Here is a 24,764-nt window from a genome sequence, read left to right as displayed (position 1 = left end):
TTTTATTAAAATACGGAAAACCGTAAACAAGATAAAAAATTATTTTTCTACATTTGTATCCGAAAGCAATTCACAATAAGGATTATTCCGTTGTGAAAACATTTAAGGCGGGGCAACTCGCCTTCTTTTATTGAATACTAAGCAATTCTTAATTAGCACGGTTTTTTGAAGGCTTCAGTATAGCCGGTATCTTTGTTACCCTTTTCGCTTTATTTAAAATAAAATACTCTATTTCTCTATTGAAAGATAAAATGTATTTTTGTGGGGTTAAAAAACACAACAGTTTATGAATTTTAGTATTTCAAGAAAAATCAGTCTCGGTGTTCTTATGGCAACTGCCAATTTCTGTTTTGCCCAGGATAAAGCTGAAGCCGCCCTGAAGAAATTTGAAGAAAATTATCCACAGGAAAAAATACATCTTTTATTTAACAAGGATCTCTTTATATCTGGTGACCAGATTAATTTTAAAAGTTATGTAATGGATGGGTATGAAATTTCAAAAATTTCAACGACCCTTTTCGTTGAACTTTATGACCAACAAAAAAAGCAGATTGATAAAAAAATCATTGCCTTGATAGAAGGAGAAGGAAGTGGTACTTTTAAAATTCCTGCTGATCTTAAAGAGGGTATCTATTACATTAGGGCTTATACAACCTGGATGACAAATTTTAGTGAAGATTATAATTTTCTAAAACCGATACCAATATATAATCCTGCATCTAAGCAAAAGGTGGTAGAGGATACTAATGCAATCATATCTGCTACGGTACATCCTGAAGGTGGTGCCTATTTTGAAGATAAACCGGCTAAATTCTCCGTAAGACTTCACTCTAAGGGAATTCTGCCTAAAAAGTGGTCAGGCACAGTATCAGAAATAAATAATCCTAATGTTGCGCTGGTGCAATTTGAAAATTATGATGAAAATGTAGGGTTATTTAATTTTACAGCAAAAAAAGGAGAAAAATATTTGGTGACTGTAAGTGAGCCCTCCGGAAAGAAATCAATCGCATATCTTCCCGAAGCAACTAAATCTGATTGGAGATTAATTGTTGAAAGTAAAAATGACGAAATAAGATACTCGTTTCAGTCAGCAGAATTAACGGATGATGATACCTATAAAGTTATTGCAACAATCAATAATCAATTGGTTTATAAAGCTAAATTTAATAAAATAGTTGAAAATAAATGGTTTTCTATTCCTACTGAAAAATTGGTTAATGGAATTTTGACACTTACTCTATTTGACTCCAATGATAACCAGATTTCACAGCGATTGTGTTTTGTACAAAACGATATTTTAAAAATCAAAGAAACAAATATCGAATTTGTTCCCAATTTCTCTCAACGTGCTGTAAATACTTTATCATTTAACGAAACAAAAGAAATTAACTACAATATCCTAATAACCGATGCGGAGAGTAAAAATACCGAAGAAGATAGTAGTTTGCTTAGCACACTCTGGCTAACTGGTGATCTGAGATCTACGATTTCAAGACCCGCACAATATTTTCATGGTGAACGTAACCCGGAAGCTTTAGATGCTCTCTTGATTTCAGAAAAATGGGAAAGATTTAACTGGAAAAATATAATACAAGGTATATATCCTGTAATTAAGAATAAGCCAGAGCCATATCTGTCATATAAATTTAAAGTTATATCACAAGGTAGACCAATAGTTAATTCAGATGTAAATCTCATTTTTCGTCAGTCAGATGAAGGAAACCAATTTAGACAAATAAAAACTGATGAGTCAGGGTATTTTTATATGAAAAGTTTGGTCTTCTCAGATAAACTTCAATTTTCCTATCAACTAAATACAAGTAATGAAGATGTCATAAGAAATACACAGATATTTTCTCAACCATTATATTCGTTTATACCTTTAAGAAAAGAACTTCCTGCATCAGGATTTAAGCTGCAAGAAGTGAATGAAAAAAATGATATTTCTGCAGATGTTGCAAAATCTGTTGCTAATCTTAAAACTGAAAAATTGTTTAGTGAAAAATTTACTGAAATTGAAGAAGTTAATATTAAAGGGAAGAAAATGAGCCCGGCAGAAAAACTTAATAATGAATTAAGCAGTCCTATGTTCAACAGTTTTAATCAAACATTATTTGATTTTGTAAGTTCTCCTCAATTTGGAAGTGATATTATAACATGGTTAATTGGCAGAGTTCCCGGATTACGCACGGATGCAGGTGAACTATTTTTAGGACAGAACAGTATTAACAGTACAAACAACAGGATAGAGTCTTATATTGACGAGAACAGAGTACCAACGGCTTCACTTCAAAATATTTCTATTTCGGATATTGCCTTAGTTAAAGTTATTAAAGGGTTTTATGGCGGTGGAAGAGCCGGTGCGGTTGTAGTATATACACGTCGGGGAAGTACGGCTTTTTCGAATAATTACGACACGGAAGGTTTGCATAAAGTGACTTTAAAAGGATATGATAATGAAGAACCTTTTAAAAACGCAATCTTTGAAAATATAAGACCTGAAACTATTGCAGAAGATAATCGTACGACTTTGTACTGGAGTTCTGCTTTAAAGATCCGCTATAATAATGCGCTGAAATTTTACAATAATGATCATACAAAGAAACTAAAGGTTTGGATCATCGGCTTTGATAAGGAAGATATGGTACCTTATTATACTTATAAAGTGATAGAATGATACATCACTCCGATAAATATAAAACCGCCAATCTTTTGAAAGGCGGTTTTTGGCTTATATAAATTAAGAGTAATCCTTATATTATTCCAGTTCGGCAAGATATTTTTCGGCATCCATTGCTGCCATACAGCCGCTTCCTGCTGCCGTAATTGCCTGTCTGTAGATGTGATCCTGTACATCTCCTGCTGCAAATACTCCCGGAAGATTGGTTCTTGTAGAGCCTTTTTCGGTGATGATATATCCGTTTTCATCCAAATCAACCTGACCAACAAATACATCGGTATTCGGTTTGTGACCGATAGCAATAAAAATTCCTTCTACATCAACAGTAGATTTTTCCTGTGTTTGATTATTGATAATCACTGCTTTTTCTACCAGATTATTGGCACCTTCTATTCCTATCAGTTCATGATGGAATTTCACTTCAATATTCGGAGTATTTTCCACTCTGTGAATCATTGCTTTAGAGGCTCTGAAGACATCTTTTCTTACAAGCATGGTCACTTTTCTGCATAATTTCGCAAGATAAGTGGCTTCCTCTGCGGCAGTATCTCCTGCTCCCACTACTACAACATCCTTTCCTTTATAAAAGAAACCGTCACAGGTTGCACAAGCTGAAACTCCTCCTCCTGCATATTTTTTTTCATCATCAAGACCTAGATATTTTGCCGTAGCTCCGGTAGAAATAATAACCGTTTTTGCAAAAATCTCTTTATTTCCTGCATACAACTTGTGAACTCCGCCGATTTCACGGGAGAATTCAGCTTTTGTAATCAGTTCGTAATGTACTTTTGTGTCAAATCTTTCCGCCTGTTTCTGAAGATCCATCATCATTTCAGGACCGGTAATTCCTGCAGGATATCCCGGGAAATTATCTACCTCAGTAGTGGTAGTCAATTGTCCGCCCGGCTCAAGACCTGTGTATAATTCGGGTTTCAGGTCTGCTCTTGCGGCATAAATTGCTGCGGTAAAACCAGAAGGTCCGGATCCTACTATTATACAATCTAAAATATTTTGCTCCATAATCTGTTTATCAATAATTTTAAAAATTTCGGATGCTAAGTTCGTAAATTTTACTTTCTAATTAAATTTATTTTGATGATAGTTGTCAATATCTGATATGCAAATGGTCGATTTTAAAGTTAATGAGTGAATTGTGAATTTTCATTCGAAGAAATGTCAAAATGAAATGAATTAACTATTCACTATTCATTTTCACACTTTCATCTTAATTTTATCCACATTGATGATTTTGTACACTAGCTCTTTAATAAGTTCAGCTTCAGTCATATTAACTGCTCCAAGTCCTTTTCCTTTCATATCAAACTCCCGTAAAATAGAAATAACTCTGGTAGAATGCTTTAGCGGATATAATCTGGCTGCTTCGGCATAATCTTTAATAAAATAAGGATTGATTCCCATTTGAGAAGCTATGACCTGCGGAGGCTGTCCTGCCATAGTATTGTAGATAATTATATTGGAAAAATAGCTGTATAGACTTGCCAGCATCATCACAAACGGATTGTTTTTCGGATTTTTACCCATAAAATGAGCAATTTTAAAGGCTGCATTGGCATTTTTTGTTCCTAAAGCTTTCTGTAATTCAAAAACATTAAATTCTTTGCTGATTCCGATGTGATTTTCTACCACCGTTCCGTCTAAAATATCCCCTTGCTTGAGGATTATTTTAAGCTTATTCAGTTCATTGGCAATTCTGGAAAGATCGTTGCCAAGATATTCTGCAAGAAGATGCGAAATATTGGGAGCGGTTTTAATGCTTAGTTTAATGCATTCGTCTGCAATCCATTTCGGAAGCTGATTTTCTTTTACAGATTCACTCAGAAACAATGTTCCGGATTTTTCAAGAAGCTTGGTAACCTTTTTACGGCTGTCAAGCTTTTTATGTTTATGGGCAAAAACTAAAACAGTAGAAGGAACTGCGTTCTGAATATACGCTTCCAATGCATTGCTTTCATTTTCGGTAAGTTTCAGATCCTGAGCTTCTTTTACGATGATAACCTGCTTATCACCCATCATCGGAAACTGCCTTGCCAGTGAAAGAACTTCCTGATATGTGGTATCTTTTCCGTAAACAACGGTCTGGTTAAAAGCTTTTTCGTCTTCTTCCAGAAAATCATTTTCCAGAGCTTTTACAGCAAGATCAATAAAGTAAGGTTCTTCTCCATGAAAAAAATAAATCGGCAGAACTTCTTTATTTTTAATATTTTTGAGGATTAAATCTAATTCTTTCATCTTTTACTAATGGAACTTCCCAAACTGAATTTTCAGGAAACTTTTGATTTTAAATTCAAGAAAGACAAAGATAAGTTTTTTATCTATGATCTGGTGCGCAAAACTTATCTTTTGCTTACTCCTGAAGAATGGGTACGACAGCATTGGGTTCACTATTATCTTACGGTAAAAGCTTACTCTGCTTCTGCTTTGATTACGGAAAAAAAGATCTTGCTGAATGGCTTAACAAAACGAATAGATCTTCTGATTACCGAAAAAACGGAACCTAAAATTTTGATCGAATGCAAAGCACCTCAGATTAAACTGACTGAAAAAACCTTTGAGCAAACTGCAAGATACAACTCTGTTATCGGAGCTTCAGAAATTGTTCTTACAAACGGATTACAGCATATTCATGCATATTATGAAAACGGCGAGTATCTTTTTATAAAGAATAGATGAAATCTCAAAGAAATGTTTTTTTGAAATTTTGAGTACGATTTTTGCTTGTTCATTCACCGAAATTAAATAGCCCCGATTAGAGCGGCATCCTTTTTTGAGCGAACGAAGCAAAGCGGAGTTCGTTTAAAAAAGATACAGCGGAAAGCGGGAAAAAGCTCCTGAAAATAATGAACCTGAAATACAGTCATCAAAATTTCAGGAGCTGTAATGAAAAGATTGACATCAACAAAATAACAAAATATGATACGCACAATTTTACTATCTGCATTTATGATGACATCAGGAAGTGTTTTGAGTCAGAATCTTAAAAATGTTTCTTATCAGGATGGTTCGCAAAAACTGAACGGAATGATTACTGCAAATGCAGGGAAAAAACTTCCAGGAGTATTGATTCTCCCCGCCTGGAAAGGGATTGACGATGAAGCCAAAACAGCGGCTGCAGATCTGGAAAAACAAGGTTATATTGCTTTCATTGCTGATATTTACGGTGAAGGAAATATTCCGACGGATAATGCATCGGCAGCAAAAAGTTCAGGCTATTACAAGAAGAATTTTAACGATTATCAGAAAAGAATTGCATTAGCTTTGGAACAGCTGAAGAAAAATGGTGCAGTTCCTGAAAAAATTGCAGTAATTGGCTATTGTTTCGGAGGAACAGGCGCTTTGGAGTCTGCAAGAGGACAGCTTCCCGTAGCCGGTGTGATCTCTATTCATGGAAGCATCGGAAAAGATCCGTCTAGAGAAAATAGGGAGATTCTGACAAAAGTTCTGGTTGAAAATCCTGCGGAAGACCAAAGCGTTACCAAAGAAGATTATGATAATCTCGTAAAAGAAATGAAAGACGGAAAAGCAGATTGGCAGATCATTACGTATGCTAATTCAAAACATACTTTTACAGACCCGAAATCTCCTGATTATAATCCTGTAATGGCAAAAAGAGCATGGAATCATACACTTTTATTTCTGAAAGAAATCCTTAAGTAATAAAACAACTATACAATATAACAAAGTAGAAATCTAACAGTGTAACAATAGAAAATAATTGCTGCACTGTTATACTATTTTACATCAATCTACTCCTTCATCTTCCCTGTTTACTTTTTCCATAGAAAATGCAGGAAGGCAGATAGCAATATACTCGCATTCTTCCGGAAAAGGATTGCTGTAACGTATTCTTGCTCCTTTTTCGATCATAATACTTTGTCCTTTTTCTAAAACTACTATTTCGCCGTCGATTTCAAATTGTTTTTTCCCGGAGATGATAAGTGTAAATTCATCGAATTCAGGAGTTTGGTGCGGTTCGCTCCAATTGGGAGGCGCAATCATGTGCGCAATAGAAATATTGGGATTTTCTGTTGAGTTTCCCCAATGTTCCTGAATAAGCTTACCATCGTTGGTGGGAACTACAAAGGGTGATTTCTGGATTTTATATTTTTTCATATATAAATATTTTTAAAAACTAAATATTATGATGACAGATTCAAGGTTCAAAAAATCCCCTCGTTGTAAAGGGGATCTGTATTGTTTATAGTATTATCCTTTAGATTTTGCAGCCTCAGATTCAATTTTTTTAATCTCTTTCAGCTTTTCTGCAATTTTGGTTACCGCATCTGGTTTGGCTGGTCTTAAAGGAATCTCAGCTTGAGCCATATCCCATTTAATAACCAGATTTCCAGAGTTTTCATCAGTAGGATTTAAAGTAATTTCAAACCATTCCTGTTTGTCTGCCAATGTATTTACCGGAACGGTAACATCTACCACATCCTGTTTAGGATCATACGTATAAGCTCCCCATTGCTGGAAGTCTTTGTTTAAGATTACTTTCCATTCTTTTTCAGTTGGGACGATAAATAATCCATACGTTCCTGCCTGAACTGTTTTACCACCAAAATTGACCGACTGTCCGAAAGTGATCTTTGTAGATGAGTTGGCTCCTGCTCTCCAAACCTGACCATAAGGAACGAGCTCACCAAATATTTTTCTTCCCTTTACTCCCGGTCTTCCGTAATCTACGGTAATTTTAGACATCGAAAACTGCTGCTCAACTTTTTGTCGCGGGCTTGCTGCTGGTACAGAATAATCCTGTGCAAAAGCCATGGCAGAAGCTGATATACAAACTGCAAATAATAATTTTTTCACTTTTTAAAATTTGCTTAAAAATACAAAATCAAGTTTATAAATAGCTTTTTGGTTTTGATAAAATTTGTTAAATTTCTAGAATTCTTTTTGCCTGTTTGATGTGTCTCAGATTATGATAAATAACAAAGCGGAAGGTATCTCCCAGTTTCAGCCTTATAAAACTTGAAATGCTGATTCCGGTTTTTATTGTATTTAAATTTACATTTCCAGCATCATTTAAAAGCTCTGTCATCTGTTTTTGCTGGGCAATAAACTCGTTCAGCACTTTTCTATCCAGATTGCTGTGAATGGGATTCATGCTTTTGAAAGTTTTCATTTTATTGAGTTTCTGCTTCGGCAGCATTGATTTAGCAAAATAATTTCCCAATATTCCGGAACTGAAAACCTCTGTAGATCTGGTATCAGAATTCTGAATGCTGTTTCTTATTTCAGGCAGGTAAAATCTTCCGTACAAATTAAGATGTTCCAGACACTCCAAAATACTCCAGCTCTTTACTGAAAGCCTGAAATTGAGTTTCTCATCAGGTTGACTGAGAAGTTTTTCAGCAAAATTCAGATTACCCTGCGTAATACTTTTCAGCTCATCAATCAATTGTCGTGTATTCATTTTCATGTCAATTTTATGGCAAAGATCCGGCTTTGAGAAATGATAAACATTGATCGGAATCAAGATTTTTTGAGCCTTGAAAGAGTTTCAGGTGACATTCTGAGATAATTGGCAATATATTTATCCGGAATTTGCTGAAAAAGCTGCGGACTTCTTTTCAGTACCCTTTCATAGCGTTCTTTTGGAGAGCTGATGAGCAGGTCTTTTTCTCTTTCAATTTGTTGCAGGACAAGATCTTCCAGAATTACAGTCCACAATTTCAGGTTGTCTCCTGAAGATTGAATAAAGTTGTAGAAGTCTTTTTTTCCGGCAATGAGGACTTCGGTTTTTTTGATTGCCTGAATGCAAAAATCAGAAGGATTTCCAGACAGGAATGAGTCTAAAGATACAATGATATTTCCTTCATAGCCAAAACGGATGATACGCTCTTCGTTCTGATCATTTATAAAAATTCTGACACTCCCTTTTTCAATAAAATAAATATTCGTGTCTTTTTCTCCGCTTAACTTCAAAAACTGATTACGCTTCACCGTTTTTTTAGTCTGAAAAATATGAGCGTCAAGAAGTGTTTTAATGATATTCATGGCTGTTGTAAATAAAATTAAACCTCATACATGAATTACGAGGTTTAAATATTGTTATTGATAAAATTATTCCGGCATCGCCTTCCATCTTTGGAGAACAGAGGTATAGAAATACATAAAGATAAATCCTCCGAGAAGTAGAATATAGCTTATTCCAAGTCCTAAATAATCAAATACCGTGACACAGGTTTTAGTCTGAGAAATATCATAGCTGTCATAAATCTCTACACCGCACATTGCTTTTTGATGCATATTGATAATTCCAAAAATCAAAAGAAGAAAGAGCACAAAACCATTCATAGAAATATTAACAAAAATAGAAGAAACCACTTTGCTTAAAGATTCTATTTTAAAAATCGGGATAAGAAGAATGACCAGTGAAACCAGCAGCAAAAAATATAAAACGAAAAACTCTTCTTTAAGCCCTGTAACTGCAGTGTACATTACGATGACCAACGTAATCGCCAAAACAAGTAATCCTGCGCTGATTACACTGAACATAAGGGATTTAAGTCCTGTAATTCTGAAACTGAAAATAAAAGTTGAAAGAAAAAATGCAATCCAGATATAAATATGAACATTTTCTGAAAAGAAGTCTTCATTTTTTACCCTGTCTACATTTTCCAACAGCTCTTTCATATGATCTGTACAGTAATAATAATCGGTGACATTGTTTTTAAAATAATCCTGCGGAGAGACCTGATTATTAATTTCAGGATTAAATTGACGTATTTTCACACTGTCAGTCACAATATTTCCATATTCATCTATAGCATTAGAAACTGAATCAACTACAATATCAGAATCATAGTATTCATCATCTTCATTTATGCGAGGCTGATAGTCTTTAATGAAATACCGCACTTCAAAATCAGGATTTTGGGGAGTATAAATCATTTTTACCCAGCTTTTTGCCTCAAGATTATTTTTAACTCTATATTTTTTAGAAATGACAAGAAAATCTGTCAGTAATTTTTCCAGCTCAGCGGGATTTTTTCTGTCTAGAAGTTCTGCGGTTTTCTGGTTGATTATGGCTTTTTTGTTTTTTAAAGTATGATCAGGAGAGTCTTTGTTGTAATAATAATCGATCTCAATCCCTGAAACTCCATCATCATAAGCTTGAAAGTTATGGTCATACAGTATATTTGAGAAATTGTAATACGTAAGTCCTGTTGTTTTAATATAAGGAGAAACGTCCACTACCTCTTTTTTGAAATAAAAAATCTGAGATTTTTCTTTTGTGTCGGAATATGCAATAGGTGTTTTCAGTGAAGCTTCGGGTTCAGGAATGATAAATTCATTTTTTTTGTTTCTCTTGAATGAAGTTTTGGAATATACAGAGTTAAACTGATAAACCCTGTCATAATACACAAAATATTTTTTGTTTCTGTCAATATCATCAATATCCGTTTCACAATACAAATCGTTGAAAGGTTTGGGAAAAAGACGGTTTTCCAGCGTGTAACTTTCCAGATTTTGTGAAAGAAAAGGATGTACTCTGTTGATGATATCAATATTTTTCGACATTTCCTCGTCAGAATACTTCTGATTAATAAACAATCTGAAGCCAACCATATAGGAAAAGAAAAAAGTTGTACTTGCGAAAATGATGATAAAGTACTGTACAAACTGGACAAAAAGTTTACCCTTTGAGGACGGATAAAAATTTTTGAAAGCGTTGTTTTTAAACATCATGAGAAGCCAGCCTACAATCATCAGAATAGAGATAATAAGATGTATAAAGATAACTCCATCTGTATAATAATCATTTTTCACGCTGTATTTTTGCAGTGAAACAGGATCTATATGTGAAAGATAACCTATCACGAAAAACAGAATATGTACTGCTAAGCTTCCTAAAAGCATCCACACGATTCTGGTATTCCAGATTGTAGGATATTTTTCAAGCAGATATTGATTGAATTGATTTATTTTTTGCATTTTTTTAGATTAAGGAAGATTAACTCACGAAAAATCTTCTGGTAGAAGAAGAAATATTTCGGATATACACAATTTCTGCTCCGGCGTTTCCTAAGGCTTTCATCACCTCCGAAAACTTAGTTTCAGAAGGGAAATATGCTACAAAAATACCTCCGTTGAAGTTCAGTTTTTCAGGATTAAAATCTCTGAAAATTTCCAGCAGTTTTTCACGGGATTCCGGGGTGTCAATTTCGATGATCAGATGGGAATTTTCGGTATTCTGAAGTTCAGAATTATCTTTGTACTGCCCATTTTTCAGGAAAATGACTTTATCTGAAATCTTCTCCACCTCATACAGCTGCTGCGAACTGAGAATCAAAGCAATGGGATTATTTACAGAATTGGCAATTGATTTTAAATCTTCCAGAATGACCTGCTGCGCCAAAACATCCAAATTTGCCAAAGGCTCATCCAGCAAAAGAATCTCGGGCTTTCTCAACAGCGTCCTTGCTAGCTCAAACCGCATTTTATAACCGGAAGAAAGCTCGCTCCATTTCAAATGTTTATAATTCCACAAACCAAGACGGGCAATCATCATCAGAGTTCTGGTTTCATTTTCTTCAGGAGAAATTCCGTAATTGGAAAGTACAAATTTCAAATTGTCTTTCAGGCTTCCATACCATTTTTCTGTTCGCTGCGGAATATAGACCAGTTTCGTACGAAGATCGAAATCATTTTCGGGCTGATTATTAAATGAATAATTGAGTTCGCCTTCATTGTAAGAAATTTCTTTGGCTAAAATTCTCAAAAGTGTCGTCTTGCCATTACCGTTCTCTCCTACCAAACCGTATACCTGACCTTTGTTGATTTCTACAGAAACCGGTCCCAGCGAAAAGCGATTGCTTCCGTAAGATTTCATAATGTTTCTTGCCCGAAGAACAGAGGGCTCCAAAGGATGCTCCTGAACAGGAATTTTTTCAATTTTGAGAAGCAGATCGTTAGATTTCTGAATAAGTTCTTCGGTATAGTCAGGATATTTTTCCTTCCAGTCTGTAAGTTCAATTGACTCTTTGTAGATGTCCATGTTTTGGGTATCCATGGCACAATCCATCAGTTTTCTGAACCCGAGAACAGTATCTTTATTGTCGAAAAAATGCTTCACTTCAACGACCCGCTGTTGGTGTTTCGTCATTAGGTTTTATTTGATGATCCGAAGATAATTATTTTAATTCAAATGTGAGAGAAAATTAATATTTTTAGTGTAGTCACAATTAAATTGATGCAGAGATCCACATAAAATAATTGGCAGCATATAAAGTGATGAAAAGCAATAAAGTTTTACCCGGAATAGCCTCAAAATTTTCTGAACTGGTGATGTGATAGTTATAGATCATGTCTACCCAACGATAGGATGCTTTAAAGATGAGTAAATCTTCGTTTTGATCATTGGTCAGAATGAACTTCTCCTTAAAAAAGCCCGAGTGTTTTAATACAAATTCCTCCTCTTTACCTGATGATTTCATTCTTATGATTAAATCTCCGTCCCAGTTCATCTTTATATCAGCGATAATTTCTGCATCATTTTTTATTTCAATATTCTTTTTCCAGAAGCCTTTCGGTTCAACATCATATTTTTCACCGGCAATTTCCATTTCTGCATTAAATTTAAACCAATTACCATAAGTGAGCTTACCAAGAATCTGGCTGCCTGCTTTAATTTCAAATGATGTATTCTGAGATATTGCATTATATTCCATAACACCAATTTAGTTAAATTTCGTCAGATTTATAAAAAATAAGCCCTGTAATATAATCACAGGGCTAAAAAATATTGGTTGGCAGTTAATTTAAGTTATCAATTAAACATCAGATTAAATTCATTTTTAATATTAATACCAGTTATTGAGGTATCTTTTCAAAAACTTTTTGCCATTTTCAGAAAGAAATTTGTCAACACATTCTTCAAGATAACTTTCCTGAATAGATTCTGAACCTGTATTTTTAAAAACTTTTATTTCGCTAAGAGGCTCCAGACGTTTATCGACAACTGGCAAATAAACCAGCAGATCATTTCTTAGTTTTCCGATATTGGTAATATCATCATACGGATTTATGGGATTAATCAATCCGTCATAATCAGAACCTATACAGATGTGATCCCACGGACTGCGCTCTCCCACCCAATTCATCTCAGCATATCCCAACCGTACTGCATAAATAATATGTGCACATAAAAGATAAATATGTCTTATCTGACGGTCGGTTTTATATTCCTGAGTAGCTGTCATAGATTCTTTCAGGTCAAAAGTTCCCTCTTTGAACCATTTTCGCCATTCGTAGAGTGGGATAGCTTCAGGATCTTTAAAATATTCAGGTCTTATTCCATCTGCAGTACCTTTTGCTGCACCGAGAATCCGCTGATCCATCGAAATTCCGATGAGTCCGTTGCTGCGCATAATTTCTATTATCTCTTCATCAAATAAATTAATGGTCCAGGGATTGGCAAACAGTTTATTATTCAGCAGAAAATCTGTTTTACCGATAAATCTGTTTTTAGCCTGAATTTCACAAATTGTTTTGCCCTGAACATACCTGAAACCTGAACGGTAATTTTTCTGCTCTACAAAATCTTTGATCGAAGAAAATGTAAAACCTGTATGCGATGAAATAATCGGAAGTCTGAGCGTTTCGGGATGTTCTTCTCCCAATTCTTCGCGAAACTGATAAAATTTGTGGCGGGAAAACACACTCATATGTTTTATATCAATAAGAGAAGGATAAGGATGCAGAAAGACTGAACGGATAAAATCTTTACCTTTATCTGAAATTCCAAAGCCGGATTTCGGGATAAAATCTTCGCTCCGGAATGCTGTTTGAGCTGTTCCGTTGAGAGCCTGAGCAAAACCGCACATGTGCTGTTCGGGAATTTCGCTTAGATGAACAAGATTGATACTGAATAAATCTACATTATTTTTATCATCCTGAATCTCACGGTAACATTTTCCGGGATCTGTAACAGCTCCAGACTCTCTGATTTTTGCATCAGAAAAATTGTGTGCTCCTTCTACAGAAAACGCAAGGTAAGTATATTGCTGGTTGCTGAAAATATCTTCTGCCGGTTTTTGTTTCCTGCTGATAAAGCGGATATTGAAATCTTTTTCTAAATTGGTAAAGTTTGATTGATAATAAGCAATTTCTTCTTTAAATAAATCAAAATAAGTGGTTTCCCTGTTTTTCACACGGTCTATAAAACTCCAGTTGATGGGAAGTTTTGACGGACTGAACCCTTTGAAAAAGCCATTGATATTTTCTGCAAAAGCATATTCCATCGCCATCAGTGCTGTAACTCCATATCCGAGCTGGCTGGTTTTTACCATCTGAGGTGATGACTGACTGTCGAATGCATTTCCCATAAACTCATCTATCGCACTCATCAATCCTTTTGTTTTGAAGTTGGAATCAAGAGGAAGACGACCGTTATCTTTTATACTGATCAAATGCTTGAATAACAAATGAAAATGAAAATCAAAAATATTTTTCATATCTGCATTTTTAAGAATTAACTACTTTTTCTCTTATCATGTTAAATGTTTCAAGAGTTCTGTTTACATTAGGATTTGTTATGCTTTCCTTTGCTGAATATCCTGTTGGTGAATTCTGCTCAATAATTTTTTTAGCATGATCAGACATTTCGTATTCTTCGGCAATAAGGCTTTCTTCCTTAGTAATTCCTTTTTTGATTCCTCTCAAAATTCCGTTCCATAACATTTTAAGGCTTTCTCCTACGGTTCTGAATGTCATTGCAACTCTGCTGATGTCTTCATCTATGTAAGCATCAATCAAGTCTGAACTATCCGGGAGTTCTGTCTTTAAAAGTTTATCAATGTCTAAAATACCTGCTCCAAAATTTGCAGGAAGATGATGCTGTGTTCTTGCCGAACTTTTCAGACAAGTTCTGAAAGCTTCAATAATCTGAAAGCCATGATAGTTTTTTAGTTTTTCTCTGTTTTTGTAAAGCCAGAGAACAGCTGCAGATGAAACGTGAGGCGTCGCATAACTTGTACCGTGACCATACCCCATTCCGTAGCGAAATAAGCCTGTGCTTTCTTTTAAAAACTTCGGAACATACACATGCATTCCCGGTGCTGTAATATCAACCATTTTCCCTCTTGAAGAGCCTTTCCATTCTTTATCATCCGGATTTGAGGCGGCGACTGCAATAGTTCCGGGATGTACTGCCGGTGCTACCACTTCTCTTACTTCATTTCCTGCAGCACAGCACCATATAATTCCTTTCTCATAAACTTTTTTTGCCAGATTGTATGTTGTCATCGTTGGAGGAAGTCCCATACTCGTGGTAATTACTTTTGCGCCCGTGGCAATAGCAGCATCTACAGCTTTTGCCAGTTCTGCCTGTCTTCCTAAAATCAAAACATCCTGGGCAACACGATAAGGGATAAGTTTTATTCCGTTTTGCTGCAGTAATCCGCAATTGCCGTTTTCCTCTGCATCAGAATAAAGATTTCCTATAATAATGCTTCCTGTACGGGCTCCGTGACCGTAATCTGCCAAAGTAATCTTGCGATGCTCCTCTTCTCTGGAATTATCATCATCGTCTACAAAATCAAAATCTTCTGAAAAATTAAAAGCACCATAATTTTTCGGATGATGAGAATATCCGGTATCAAACTGAACAATTTTTATGGAATCTCCTATAGTATCGGTAATCGCTGAGTTATAATTCACAGCCTTCCAGTTCCATTGTCTGTACTGTTCTTTGGTTTTACCTTTTACATATTTGCTGGTTTGGCTATACAGCTCAAGAAAATGCTGTTCATTATTAAAATCTTTAGAACCAGAGCTTTCAAAAGCTTTCAAATCATTGTCATACGTTACTTCCATGTTGAGATAAATCTCACTGTCATATTCTGCATGAATAATCTCTTTTAATGAAAGTAATTCTCTGGCAAATTCGTTTGGATTTTTGCCTTCAGAAGAAATATTCAATACAAAAAGTTCTTCTTCATTTTCTTTTGCAGACACAGGAGTTGCAAGGTAAAGACTAAAGTCATTACCATAATTAAGTTTCAGTTCAGCTTCAAGATTTTCGAAATTTTCAGGGTTGTTTTTTGCCAGGATAATAAACGGAAATTTTTCAAAAGCGGCTGCAGATTTATTTTCATCTTTCAATTTAGCATCTGATGCAGAATTTTTTAGCTTCTGTGCTTCATTCTTAACATCTGTAAGAGATATTTCAGGCTGATTTTCTACTACTTCGTCCAACTCTTTTTTAGCTTTATTGGTTCTTGCAAGAATTTCATTTTTTTTAGTATTATGAGCCGGCTTATCAAAATTTTTCTTTTGAAGAAACTCCAGTATTCTGCTGATTCTGATTCCGGCATTTCCTACCCATTCAATATCCTCATCAGGAGTTTCTGAGTTGGCAACAGTTCCGTATTTGGTAAGAGGATTTCCGTTTTCATCCATTTTTGGAACCCCGGTCTGATGTAGTGCTACCACTTCGCACGTTCCTAATGCTAAAACCGGTGAACCTGATGAACCCGGCAAAGAATCGGTTTCATAAATAATCTGATCCTGATTTTCAGAAAAGAAAGAATTATTGTTTAGCGAAATCTTTTTTGGCTGACCATTAGGATGCTGAATGATTATGCAGGTTTCACCTTTGATAATTTTACCAATATTTCCATCCAGTTCTAAAGAAGGAATATCTGTAATTTTTTTTCCTCTAAGATTAATTTCTTCAAGCGCAACCATGGTAAAATCCAGTCCGGAAAATTCATCTTCAGGACTCTTTTTGATGTGTGAAGTAAAAAAGAAAGCTTTAGGTTCTGGTCTGAACTGTACCGGATTCAGTATTCTACCTTCCTCATCAAGTTCATAGAAAAATTCAGCCTTAATATTTGTACACTCTTCTTCACTGGAAATCACATGATTGTTGGTAACTAAAATATTTCCGTTGATTAAAAAACCCGTTCCCACAGGTTTGTTATTATGTAAAATTCGGCAGACAGACTGAGATATTTTTAGTATTTTAGAAAGATTGACAATGTCAACCAAATCATTTTCTTCAATAATTCTTTCAATTCCAAGATTGAAATTAAGATTCTCACGAGCTATTCTGGTTTCTACACGCTTCTGATTATCTTCAAGATCAATAAGCGGGTGATTCAGCAGCCTTGCTTCTTCTAACTTGCTTTGATCTTTGATAATCTGACCGTACTGATTTACCAGCTTATCAACAATGATTGCTTTTGTTTCAGCAGCATTAAAAAAGTTAAACATAATATAAGTTTTTAAGGTTATTAGTCAATAAAAAATCACTTATAAATTACAGAAAAAAGTTACTGTAATTTAAAATAATTCACAACATTTTCCTGAAATATTTTATCCGAAGTTACTCAATATCAACTTTGTAAAAGATAGCACTTTTGTGTGATATTTTGATGCTTATTTCATTTTCAGAATCAAAAATAATTTGTATTCCTTTTTCAGAATTTTCGGTAATTCAAATAAAAAAACCTCACAGACTTTAAAAATCTGTGAGGTTGATTTATGGTAAATCATTAAAATTTCCGACAATTACATCGTCTCCATTTTAAAACTCATGCTTTCGATTACTTTTAAGATGGCTTCAACCGTGTCCATAGACGTTAAACAAGGAACACCGTTTTCCACACTCATTCTTCTGATCTGGAAACCGTCTCTTTCCGACTGTTTTCCTTTCGTCATGGTATTGACAACATATTGTACTTTTCCTTTTTGGATCAGGTCGATCAGGTTAACACTCTCCTCCCCGATTTTGTATCCTATTTTGCAAGGAATTCCTTTTTCTTCAAAGAATTTTGCCGTTCCTTCCGTTGCCCAGATTCTGAAACCAACTTCGTGAAATCTTGCTGCCAGATCAGCTGCTTCCTGCTTATGCTTATCTGCAACTGTGAACAAGATTGAACCGTGCATCGGAACTTTTCTTCCTGCTGCAACCAATCCTTTGTATAAAGCTTTTTCCAGAGTCGTGTCTTTCCCCATAACTTCTCCTGTAGACTTCATTTCAGGTCCTAAAGAGATATCTACTTTTGTTAATTTTGAGAAAGAGAATACCGGAACTTTTACAAAAACACCTTCTTTATTTGGAACCAGTCCGCTTTCGTAGCCCAGATCTTTCAGTTTCTGACCTAAGATCGCTTTGGTAGCTAAATTTGCCATCGGAACTTCCGTGATTTTAGATAAGAAAGGAACGGTTCTCGATGATCTTGGATTTACCTCGATCACATAAACGTTTCCTTCGAAAAGAACGTATTGAATGTTCATCAATCCGATCACGTTTAATCCTTTTGCCAATCTCTTTGTATAGTCAACCAAAGTTTCGATCTCGCTTTGTGAAATATTCTGTGGAGGATATACTGCGATTGAGTCTCCGGAGTGAACGCCCGCTCTTTCGATATGTTCCATAATTCCCGGAATGATTACCGTTTCACTGTCGCAGATCGCATCAATTTCCACTTCTTTTCCAACCATATATTTGTCGACCAAGACAGGATGTTCAGGGCTTGCTTCAACTGCATTTTCCATATAGTGCGCCAGTTCTGTTTCCGTGTACACAATTTCCATTGCTCTTCCTCCTAAAACATAACTCGGACGAACCAATACCGGATAACCAATTTCGTTGGCTATTTTTATTGCTTCTTCTTTTGAAGTGGATGTTTTTCCTAACGGCTGCGGAATCTGCATTTCCTGAAGCGCTTTTTCAAACTTATCTCTGTTTTCGGCTCTGTCCAGATCTTCCAGAGAAGTTCCCAGAATCTGAACTCCGTGAGCGGCTAATTTATCTGCTAAATTGATCGCTGTCTGTCCTCCGAATTGTACCACAACACCTTTTGGTTTTTCCAGCTCAATGATGTTCATTACGTCTTCTTCCGTTAAAGGTTCGAAATATAATTTATCTGAAATCGAGAAGTCAGTTGAAACTGTTTCGGGGTTATTGTTGATGATAATTGCCTCATAACCCATTTCTTTGATTGCCCAAACTGAGTGTACCGTTGCATAATCAAACTCAACACCCTGCCCGATTCTGATCGGACCAGAACCCAGAACGATAATTTTGTCCTTATTTGAAACTACAGATTCGTTTTCTTCTTCGTAAGTTCCGTAAAAATAAGGAGTTTCAGACTCGAATTCTGCGGCGCAGGTATCTACCATTTTGTACACCGGCATAATTCCGTTTTCTTTTCTGAAGTTGAATACTTCTCTCTGAGAGACTTCCCAAAGATGAGCAATATTTAAGTCTGCAAAACCTAATTTTTTAGCTTCAATTAAAGTTTTAACATCAAATTTATTATCAGCAATTGTTTTTTCAAAATCAATTAATTTTTTGATTTTCCAGATGAAAAATTTATCTATTTTGCTCCATTCTACAATCTGTTCCCAGTCGTACCCTCTTCTTAAAGCATCACCAATGATGAATAATCTTTCGTCATCACAAACGCGGATTCTTCTTTCGATCTCTTCGTCTGTTAAGGCTTCTGCCTGTTTTTTCTTTAAACCTAAATGTCTGATTCCTGTTTCTAATGAACGAATTGCTTTCTGTAAAGATTCTTCGAAATTTCTTCCGATTGCCATTACTTCACCCGTTGCTTTCATTTGTGTTGACAATCTTCGGTCTGCCGTTTCAAACTTATCGAAAGGGAATCTTGGGAATTTCGTTACCACATAATCCAAAGCCGGCTCAAAACAAGCGTATGTTTTTCCGGTAACTGGATTCATGATCTCATCTAAAGTCAATCCTACTGCAATTTTAGCAGCAATTTTAGCAATCGGATACCCTGTTGCTTTTGATGCTAAAGCTGATGAACGGGAAACTCTCGGATTCACCTCAATGATATAATAATCGAATGAATGCGGGTCTAAAGCCAACTGTACGTTGCATCCACCTTCAATTCCTAAAGCTCTTATAATCTTCAGTGAAGCGTTTCTCAACAACTGATATTCTCTGTCTGAAAGCGTTTGAGATGGTGCCACAACAATTGAATCTCCTGTGTGAACTCCTACAGGATCTATATTTTCCATGTTACAAACTACAATCGCATTGTCATTTGCATCACGCATTACTTCATATTCTATTTCTTTGAAACCCGCGATTGATCTTTCAATCAGACACTGCGTTACAGGGCTGTGTTTCAATCCTAATTCGGCAATTTCTTTTAATTCTGTTTCGTTAGCAGCAATTCCTCCACCTGTTCCACCCATCGTGAAGGCAGGACGAACAATTACAGGATAACCAATTTCTTCAGCAAATCTTAATGCTCCTTCTACCGTGTTTACAATATCAGATTCAGGAACCGGTTCATTGAGTTCTCTCATCAATTCACGGAACAAATCTCTGTCTTCTGCTCTGTTGATTGCTGAAAGCTTCGTTCCCAAAACCTCAACTTTACATTCTTCAAGAATTCCTGATTTTTCCAGTTCTACCGCCATATTCAGTCCAGTTTGTCCTCCAAGAGTCGGTAAAAGTGCATCGGGACGTTCTTTTCTGATGATGTGACTTACAAACTGAAGTGAAATCGGCTCAATATATACTTTATCCGCGATTTCAACATCTGTCATAATCGTTGCAGGGTTTGAATTGATCAAAATTACCTTGTAGCCTTCTTCTCTCAAAGACAGACAAGCTTGCGTTCCTGCGTAATCAAATTCCGCCGCCTGACCGATAATGATGGGTCCTGAACCGATTACTAAAATTGTTTTTATGTCGTTTCTTTTCATTTTTTCTTTTTTTATTATTCCATGGATTTCATCCGTGGCTATTATTGTTGAACCATTTCATGGTTCTTTTCCTTTTTGCGCAGCCACGAAGTGGCTGAATTTTAATAGCCGTAGGTGAAACCTATGGTTTGCAAATTTTCATTATATCAAACAACCCATGAAATGGGTTGAACATTATTTACCATAGATATTTTTCATCAAATTCAATCCCATTAGATAGTAGTAAATTCTTATATTCAACCTCAAAAGATTCATTTTTATGATGCTGCTTTTGATTTTTAATATAATTCATAATCATATCTTTTTCTCTTTCCGAATAAGTGAATGCTCCGTAACCACTTTGCCATTCTTCAAAATCAGGAAAAAGTCCGCTTTGCTTTATCCACAGGTTGCTTGAAATTTTTATGTCTTTAACAAGACCACTTAAAGAAACTGATGGGTGCAAATCTGTAAATAAATGAATATAATCTGGCATCCCATTAATCCTATAAAGTTTGCAGTTTTTATTCTTGATAATTCCCCAAATGTATTTATATAATTGATCTTCATGCTCAATGCTCAACACAGGTTTTCTATGCTTAGTACTAAATACAATATGATAATATATTTGGCGGAATGTTGACATTTATATCTATTTAAATCTAAATTGCTGATTTTATTTATTCTTGAAATCCTCCATCAAAGTAATGAAATCATCAAACAAATAATTTGCATCTTCCGGACCTGGACTTGCTTCAGGGTGATACTGAACTGAGAAGCACGGGTGAATTTTGTGTTTCAGACCTTCGTTTGTTCTGTCGTTCAGTGCGATATGAGTTTCTATTAAATCTGTATCTTTCAAACTTTCCTGATCAACTGCATAACCGTGATTCTGAGAAGTAATTGCTACTTTATTTTTTTCTAAATCTAAAACCGGGTGATTTCCACCTCTGTGTCCGAATTTCAGCTTAAAAGTTTTTGCTCCGCAAGCCAAACCAATTAACTGATGTCCTAAACAGATTCCGAAAATTGGAACTTTTCCTAATAATCCACGGATCATTTCTAAGGCAGCCTGATTATCTTCAGGATCTCCGGGACCGTTTGAAAGCATGATTCCGTCCGGATCCATCAATAGAATTTCTTCCGCCGTTGTGTCATGAGAAACCACTGTAATATCACAGTTTCTTTGAGATAATTCTCTGATAATCCCCAATTTTGATCCAAAATCCACTAAAACAACTTTTAAACCTCTTCCTGGATTTGCATAAGATGTTTTTGTAGAAACCGTTTCCACCTGATTGGTTGGGAACGATGTTGATTTTAATTCTGAAACTACTGTATCATCAGCAGAATCATCATTTACGATTTTTCCTTTCACCACTCCGGAGTTACGAAGAATTCTTGTCAGTCTTCTTGTATCAATTCCTGAAATTCCTGAAAGGCTTTTCTTTTTAAATAATTCATCTAAAGTAATCTGAGTACGGAAATTAGATGGCAGATCACAAAGTTCTTTTACGATAAGACCTTTGATAGCCGGCTCAATACTCTCATAATCATCTCTATTAATACCATAGTTTCCAATCAGCGGGTAAGTCATACAAACAATCTGACCACAATAAGACGGATCAGAAATCAGTTCCTGATACCCTGTCATTCCGGTATTGAAAACTACTTCTCCTGCAGTTTCCAAGTCTGCTCCGAAACCTTCTCCATGAAACACTTCACCGGACTCCAGTATTAACTTTTTCTTCATTTTTTTTATTTAGATTTTCTTTTTTTATTAACAGGTCGCCTCTACGAGGCTTTTTTTTATTGTCCATGGATTTTACGCACGGCTATTCATAGATCGCCCTTTCAGATCTTTGGTCATTTTTTTCCATGGGTTTCACCCACGGCTATTGTTGTTTGACCCTTTCGGGTCGTCTTACTACTTGATTCTTTTTTCTTTTACCTTGGCTCTTTTACCTTGGTTCTTATTTAAAAGTATATCCTTCTTTTTCTAAGGTTTCTTTTAAAATTGCCATTCTTGCGAAAACGCCGTTCTGCATTTGTTTGAAAACTCTTGAACGTTCGCATTCTACCAAATCTGAATCAATTTCAACTCCTCTGTTGATCGGAGCTGGATGCATAATGATGGCTTCCTTTTTCATGGCTTTTTCTCTTTCCTTTGTTAAGCCATATTTTCTGTGATATTCTGAAGCAGAAAAACTCATTTTTGCATCGTGTCTTTCATGCTGAATTCTCAATAGCATCAATACATCAACATCTTTTATCATTTCATCAACAGATAAGTAGGTTCCGTTGATTAAAGCACCTTCATCAAACCATTGTTCAGGTCCGGAAAAATAAACTTTTGCGCCTAATCTTCTTAAAGCTTCGGCATTAGAATTGGCAACTCTGCTGTGTTTTACGTCTCCTACAATTCCTATTTTTAATCCTTCAAATTTTCCGAATTCCTGATAAATCGTCATCAAATCCAGCATACATTGTGAAGGGTGATTTCCTGTTCCGTCTCCTCCATTGATTATGGGAATTTTAATATCATTTAATTCATCAAAATATCTGTCTTTTTTATCTCTTATTACCACTAGATTTACTCCAAGACTTTCAATTGTTCTTACTGTATCATAAAGACTTTCCCCTTTATTCACAGAACTGTTTGATGCATCAAAAGGAACCACCTGCAATCCTAATTTTCTTTCGGCAATATCAAAACTTGTTTTCGTTCTGGTACTGTCTTCGAAGAAAAGATTGGAACAAAAAACTTCTCCATCAATTTTGGCAGTTTTTCCGTTCGCAAAAGCCAAAGCTTCTGTTACTATACTGTTGATTCTCTCGTTGCTTAGTTCTGTAATCGTAAACATATTGTCTTTAAATTTTTTACAAAAAAAAAGCGAAGAAAATATCTTCGCTTAAAATAAATAAATATCGTAAAGGGCGTCTACGCCCGGAAATTCTAATGATATAAATACTGTGTTATTCATTAGGTGCAAAGATATAACAATTCTGTAAAATGACAAAACTCTAAAGTGGATTTAATTAGAATATTCTTTTTCCTATTTCATTTTTATATATTATTTTTGTTACCATTCAACCTTCATTATATATGGACTTAAAAGACAAAATGATTCTCAGCATCATTCAGGAAGACTCTACGCATTCTGTTAAGGAAATTTCAGAAAAAATCGGTCTTACCTTTACGCCGACTTACGAACGTATTAAACAGCTGGAGAAACAGGGAATCATTGAAAAATATGTAGGTCTTCTCAACCGTGAAAAACTGGGCTTAAATATTGTGGTTTACTGTAATGTCCGTCTTAAAGAACAGTCTAAAAAAGTTCTGGAAACATTTGAAAAAAACATTATGCAGCATGATGAAGTTCAGGAAATCATCAGTCTTTCTGGTGAATATGATTACATGCTGAAAATTATTGCAAAAGACATCAATTCTTATAATGACTTTACCGTCAACGTCATTTCAAATATTCCTAGTATCGGGCAATATCACAGTTCTATCGTGCTTCATGAGGTGAAGAAGTCTACTAAGTTTAAGATTGATTTGGATTAGCTCTAGAATTAATAACATAAAAACCGTAATTTTATACAAAAGTTTCAATGGAAAAAACTAAAAGTTTTGAATTAGCATATTTTAGAGCAGATGTCATAAAAGAAGTTTTTGAAAAGTATATTTCTAAAGAAGATGCTAAAGGAAGTTATAAATTAAGAACTTCTGATGAAACTTGGGAATTTGATGACGAGAGAGAGTTTTTTGCTGATTATCGAAAACCGCATATAAATTCTACAATAAGAAAATTTGATAAAAATTTAAGTATATCAATAAATTATGTCTCAAATAAAGAAACAAATATAATTGTACAAGCAAAATCTCGTGGTGAGATTGAAGAAGTCTTTGAAATATTTGAAAAAAATTTCCCTAACTCAAAAGTAGATAAGGTTGATAATGATAATCCTTTAACTATTTTTATTGGTCATGGTAGAAATCCTCAATGGAAAGATTTAAAGGATCATTTGTCAGATAAGCATGATTTTAAAATTGAAGCTTACGAAACAGGAGCAAGAGCTGGTCATACAATTCGAGATATATTGGAAGAAATGTCCAATAAAAGTTCATTTGCCGTTTTGGTTATGACAGCTGAAGATAAACTTAATGATGGTAAGACTACTGCAAGACCAAATGTCATACATGAAATTGGCTTATTTCAAGGAAAATTAGGTTTTAGTAAATCAATTGTTCTATTGGAAAGTGGAACTGAAGAATTTTCTAATTTACATGGTATTCAACAAATAAGATTTTCAAAAGGTAATATTAAAGAAACTTTCGGAGAAACTTTAGCAACAATTAAACGAGAATTACAATAATAAA

The 24,764-nt window shown here is 35.1% G+C and carries 20 protein-coding genes; 5 read left to right on the top strand and 15 right to left on the bottom strand.

The annotated features are described in order from the left end of the window. The first annotated feature begins 286 nt into the window (after nucleotides 1-286). Nucleotides 287-2,677: a hypothetical protein gene (locus tag AC0NBN_RS03715; RefSeq protein WP_160811660.1), complete on the top strand. Its 2,391-nt coding sequence runs from the start codon at nucleotides 287-289 to the stop codon at nucleotides 2,675-2,677. Between the two features lie 81 nt (nucleotides 2,678-2,758). Here the strand turns inward: AC0NBN_RS03715 and trxB are convergent, their stop codons facing one another. Together trxB and holA are read right to left on the bottom strand one after the other, a co-directional pair. Further along, nucleotides 2,759-3,700: a thioredoxin-disulfide reductase gene (trxB, locus tag AC0NBN_RS03710; RefSeq protein ID WP_143883780.1), complete on the bottom strand. Its 942-nt coding sequence runs from the start codon at nucleotides 3,698-3,700 to the stop codon at nucleotides 2,759-2,761. A gap of 192 nt (nucleotides 3,701-3,892) precedes the next feature. After that, the gene (gene holA, locus AC0NBN_RS03705; protein WP_160811659.1) at nucleotides 3,893-4,930 is read right to left on the bottom strand and encodes a DNA polymerase III subunit delta; all 1,038 of its coding nucleotides are present in this window, start codon (nucleotides 4,928-4,930) and stop codon (nucleotides 3,893-3,895) included. 9 nt (nucleotides 4,931-4,939) lie between these two features. Between holA and AC0NBN_RS03700 the strand changes: the two genes are divergently transcribed. Together AC0NBN_RS03700 and AC0NBN_RS03695 are read left to right on the top strand one after the other, a co-directional pair. Continuing rightward, a complete protein-coding gene (locus AC0NBN_RS03700) occupies nucleotides 4,940-5,371 on the top strand; it encodes a type I restriction enzyme HsdR N-terminal domain-containing protein (RefSeq protein WP_160811658.1) in 432 nt (143 codons plus the stop codon). A gap of 240 nt (nucleotides 5,372-5,611) precedes the next feature. Further along, complete coding sequence (locus AC0NBN_RS03695) at nucleotides 5,612-6,355, top strand: dienelactone hydrolase family protein (RefSeq protein ID WP_474467078.1); 744 nt, start codon at nucleotides 5,612-5,614, stop codon at nucleotides 6,353-6,355. An 84-nt stretch (nucleotides 6,356-6,439) separates the two neighbouring features. Here the strand turns inward: AC0NBN_RS03695 and AC0NBN_RS03690 are convergent, their stop codons facing one another. The 13 genes from AC0NBN_RS03690 to AC0NBN_RS03630 form a co-directional block, all read right to left on the bottom strand. Continuing rightward, entirely contained in the window at nucleotides 6,440-6,811 is a 372-nt protein-coding gene (locus tag AC0NBN_RS03690) for a cupin domain-containing protein (protein ID WP_143883777.1), read from the bottom strand. Between the two features lie 93 nt (nucleotides 6,812-6,904). Then, nucleotides 6,905-7,510: a DUF2911 domain-containing protein gene (locus AC0NBN_RS03685; RefSeq protein ID WP_143883776.1), complete on the bottom strand. Its 606-nt coding sequence runs from the start codon at nucleotides 7,508-7,510 to the stop codon at nucleotides 6,905-6,907. 67 nt (nucleotides 7,511-7,577) lie between these two features. After that, nucleotides 7,578-8,117, bottom strand: a complete 540-nt coding sequence (locus AC0NBN_RS03680) for a DinB family protein (RefSeq protein ID WP_474467074.1) — start codon at nucleotides 8,115-8,117, stop codon at nucleotides 7,578-7,580. 59 nt (nucleotides 8,118-8,176) lie between these two features. Beyond that, nucleotides 8,177-8,701 (bottom strand): Crp/Fnr family transcriptional regulator, encoded by a 525-nt coding sequence (locus AC0NBN_RS03675; protein WP_160811656.1) that lies wholly within the window; start codon nucleotides 8,699-8,701, stop codon nucleotides 8,177-8,179. A 66-nt stretch (nucleotides 8,702-8,767) separates the two neighbouring features. Then, nucleotides 8,768-10,642 (bottom strand): hypothetical protein, encoded by a 1,875-nt coding sequence (locus AC0NBN_RS03670; protein WP_160811655.1) that lies wholly within the window; start codon nucleotides 10,640-10,642, stop codon nucleotides 8,768-8,770. A 19-nt stretch (nucleotides 10,643-10,661) separates the two neighbouring features. Then, entirely contained in the window at nucleotides 10,662-11,813 is a 1,152-nt protein-coding gene (locus AC0NBN_RS03665; RefSeq protein ID WP_160811654.1) for an ABC transporter ATP-binding protein, read from the bottom strand. Between the two features lie 79 nt (nucleotides 11,814-11,892). Then, nucleotides 11,893-12,378, bottom strand: coding sequence for a hypothetical protein (locus tag AC0NBN_RS03660; RefSeq protein ID WP_143883771.1), 486 nt, complete (start codon nucleotides 12,376-12,378; stop codon nucleotides 11,893-11,895). 132 nt (nucleotides 12,379-12,510) lie between these two features. Continuing rightward, nucleotides 12,511-14,163 carry an amidohydrolase family protein gene (locus AC0NBN_RS03655; protein WP_160811653.1) on the bottom strand — a complete coding sequence of 551 codons (1,653 nt, stop codon included), beginning with the start codon at nucleotides 14,161-14,163 and terminating at the stop codon, nucleotides 12,511-12,513. A gap of 10 nt (nucleotides 14,164-14,173) precedes the next feature. Continuing rightward, complete coding sequence (locus AC0NBN_RS03650) at nucleotides 14,174-16,924, bottom strand: S8 family serine peptidase (protein ID WP_160811652.1); 2,751 nt, start codon at nucleotides 16,922-16,924, stop codon at nucleotides 14,174-14,176. Between the two features lie 297 nt (nucleotides 16,925-17,221). Further along, complete coding sequence (carB, locus tag AC0NBN_RS03645; RefSeq protein WP_160811651.1) at nucleotides 17,222-20,401, bottom strand: carbamoyl-phosphate synthase large subunit; 3,180 nt, start codon at nucleotides 20,399-20,401, stop codon at nucleotides 17,222-17,224. Nucleotides 20,402-20,579: 178 nt separating this feature from the next. After that, on the bottom strand, nucleotides 20,580-21,026 hold the full coding sequence (gene tnpA / locus AC0NBN_RS03640; protein WP_160811650.1) for an IS200/IS605 family transposase: 447 nt from the start codon (nucleotides 21,024-21,026) through the stop codon (nucleotides 20,580-20,582). Between the two features lie 30 nt (nucleotides 21,027-21,056). After that, nucleotides 21,057-22,133 carry a carbamoyl phosphate synthase small subunit gene (locus AC0NBN_RS03635; protein WP_160811649.1) on the bottom strand — a complete coding sequence of 359 codons (1,077 nt, stop codon included), beginning with the start codon at nucleotides 22,131-22,133 and terminating at the stop codon, nucleotides 21,057-21,059. A 220-nt stretch (nucleotides 22,134-22,353) separates the two neighbouring features. Further along, complete coding sequence (locus AC0NBN_RS03630; protein ID WP_160811648.1) at nucleotides 22,354-23,244, bottom strand: aspartate carbamoyltransferase catalytic subunit; 891 nt, start codon at nucleotides 23,242-23,244, stop codon at nucleotides 22,354-22,356. A gap of 242 nt (nucleotides 23,245-23,486) precedes the next feature. Between AC0NBN_RS03630 and AC0NBN_RS03625 the strand changes: the two genes are divergently transcribed. Both AC0NBN_RS03625 and AC0NBN_RS03620 read left to right on the top strand, forming a co-directional pair. Continuing rightward, nucleotides 23,487-23,948 carry an Lrp/AsnC family transcriptional regulator gene (locus tag AC0NBN_RS03625; RefSeq protein WP_160811647.1) on the top strand — a complete coding sequence of 154 codons (462 nt, stop codon included), beginning with the start codon at nucleotides 23,487-23,489 and terminating at the stop codon, nucleotides 23,946-23,948. Nucleotides 23,949-23,995: 47 nt separating this feature from the next. Next, entirely contained in the window at nucleotides 23,996-24,760 is a 765-nt protein-coding gene (locus AC0NBN_RS03620; protein ID WP_160811646.1) for a nucleotide-binding protein, read from the top strand. Nucleotides 24,761-24,764 lie beyond the last annotated feature (4 nt).

The sequence above is a fragment of the Chryseobacterium sp. L12 genome, assembly GCF_056133985.1.
Note: the sequence above shows the minus strand (reverse complement) of the source record. Positions and strands in the feature narration are given on the sequence as shown.

Coding starts and splice junctions, on each gene's coding strand:
- AC0NBN_RS03715 (WP_160811660.1), top strand. CDS start 287: ATGAATTTTAGTATTTCAAGAAAAATCAGTCTCGGTGTTCTTATGGCA.
- trxB (WP_143883780.1), bottom strand. CDS start 3,700: ATGGAGCAAAATATTTTAGATTGTATAATAGTAGGATCCGGACCTTCT.
- holA (WP_160811659.1), bottom strand. CDS start 4,930: ATGAAAGAATTAGATTTAATCCTCAAAAATATTAAAAATAAAGAAGTT.
- AC0NBN_RS03700 (WP_160811658.1), top strand. CDS start 4,940: ATGGAACTTCCCAAACTGAATTTTCAGGAAACTTTTGATTTTAAATTC.
- AC0NBN_RS03695 (WP_474467078.1), top strand. CDS start 5,612: ATGATACGCACAATTTTACTATCTGCATTTATGATGACATCAGGAAGT.
- AC0NBN_RS03690 (WP_143883777.1), bottom strand. CDS start 6,811: ATGAAAAAATATAAAATCCAGAAATCACCCTTTGTAGTTCCCACCAAC.
- AC0NBN_RS03680 (WP_474467074.1), bottom strand. CDS start 8,117: ATGAATACACGACAATTGATTGATGAGCTGAAAAGTATTACGCAGGGT.
- AC0NBN_RS03675 (WP_160811656.1), bottom strand. CDS start 8,701: ATGAATATCATTAAAACACTTCTTGACGCTCATATTTTTCAGACTAAA.
- AC0NBN_RS03670 (WP_160811655.1), bottom strand. CDS start 10,642: ATGCAAAAAATAAATCAATTCAATCAATATCTGCTTGAAAAATATCCT.
- AC0NBN_RS03665 (WP_160811654.1), bottom strand. CDS start 11,813: ATGACGAAACACCAACAGCGGGTCGTTGAAGTGAAGCATTTTTTCGAC.
- AC0NBN_RS03660 (WP_143883771.1), bottom strand. CDS start 12,378: ATGGAATATAATGCAATATCTCAGAATACATCATTTGAAATTAAAGCA.
- AC0NBN_RS03655 (WP_160811653.1), bottom strand. CDS start 14,163: ATGAAAAATATTTTTGATTTTCATTTTCATTTGTTATTCAAGCATTTG.
- AC0NBN_RS03650 (WP_160811652.1), bottom strand. CDS start 16,924: ATGTTTAACTTTTTTAATGCTGCTGAAACAAAAGCAATCATTGTTGAT.
- carB (WP_160811651.1), bottom strand. CDS start 20,401: ATGAAAAGAAACGACATAAAAACAATTTTAGTAATCGGTTCAGGACCC.
- tnpA (WP_160811650.1), bottom strand. CDS start 21,026: ATGTCAACATTCCGCCAAATATATTATCATATTGTATTTAGTACTAAG.
- AC0NBN_RS03635 (WP_160811649.1), bottom strand. CDS start 22,133: ATGAAGAAAAAGTTAATACTGGAGTCCGGTGAAGTGTTTCATGGAGAA.
- AC0NBN_RS03630 (WP_160811648.1), bottom strand. CDS start 23,244: ATGTTTACGATTACAGAACTAAGCAACGAGAGAATCAACAGTATAGTA.
- AC0NBN_RS03625 (WP_160811647.1), top strand. CDS start 23,487: ATGGACTTAAAAGACAAAATGATTCTCAGCATCATTCAGGAAGACTCT.
- AC0NBN_RS03620 (WP_160811646.1), top strand. CDS start 23,996: ATGGAAAAAACTAAAAGTTTTGAATTAGCATATTTTAGAGCAGATGTC.